Source organism: Streptomyces sp. NPDC037421, from assembly GCF_055602105.1.
The window spans coordinates 1-824 of the sequence record NZ_JBVJWV010000035.1 but is presented as its reverse complement, the minus strand read 5'-3'; the positions used below and the strand labels follow the sequence as shown (position 1 = coordinate 824).

1 protein-coding gene and 1 pseudogene are annotated in these 824 nt (G+C 68.7%); both read right to left on the bottom strand.

Annotation, left to right across the window (positions count from 1 at the left end):
- Window positions 1-164: 164 nt before the first annotated feature.
- Window positions 165-614, bottom strand: a complete 450-nt coding sequence (locus tag ACZ7IF_RS32940) for a MarR family winged helix-turn-helix transcriptional regulator (protein WP_470979123.1) — start codon at window positions 612-614, stop codon at window positions 165-167.
- 24 nt (window positions 615-638) lie between these two features.
- Window positions 639-824: pseudogene (locus ACZ7IF_RS32935) on the bottom strand (2-oxoacid:ferredoxin oxidoreductase subunit beta); the annotation flags it as partial.

Genomic DNA, 824 nt, shown 5'->3' with positions numbered 1-824 from the left:
TTCCAAAACAAAACCATAGGTGTCTTCCGCCTGGCCCCCCCCTCTCGTTGTTGCTTTTGTTCCTTTCTCCCCCCCCCCCCCCGCACCCCCCCCCCCCCCCACCCCCAAACCACCCCCCCCCCCCCCCCCCCCCCCCCCCCCCCCCCCGCCTCCTTCTCCGTCCCTCAGGACTTCGTCTTCGGGCTCCACGCGGCCACCGCCTTCTCGCAGCGCTCCAGCTGCTCCAGGAAGGGCCGGGCCTCGCCCGGGGCGAAGCTGCCGTCGAGCAGCTGCTCGATCTCCTCGACCACCACGTCGGCCTCGCGGATCAGGGTCTTCCCGGCGGAGGTGAGGCGGACTTCGAGGATCTGGAGGTGGATCGGGTGCGGGGTGCGCTCGACGAGGCCGCGGCCCTCCAGGTTGGAGAGCACCGAGGACATGGTCTGCGGGGTGACCATGCACCGGCGGGCGAGGGCCGCGCCGGAGAGCCCCGACTGCCGCGAGAGTTCGTAGAGGACGCCGTACTGCGGAACGTTGATCTTGAACGGTCGCAGGGCCGCGTGCTTGGCGGCTGTCAGCTCCTGCTCCAGCCGCTTGATGCGCTGTCCCACGCGCTCTTGTTCCGAGTTCACCATGGGACAAGCCTACCCTCATACGCCTTATTGTTGTACGCCCTCTGTGGACTGTCCGAGAACGTATGCATCGGAACCGGTGAGGAGGGCCCCGAGGTCCGCCTTGCCGTGTTGTTCCACGGCCGCGTCGAGCTGGTCGGCCATGAGGGTGTCGTAGACGGGCCGCTGGACGCTCCGGAAGACGCCGATGGGTGTCTGGTGGAGGGTGTCGGG

Coding starts and splice junctions, on each gene's coding strand:
- ACZ7IF_RS32940 (WP_470979123.1), bottom strand. CDS start 614: ATGGTGAACTCGGAACAAGAGCGCGTGGGACAGCGCATCAAGCGGCTG.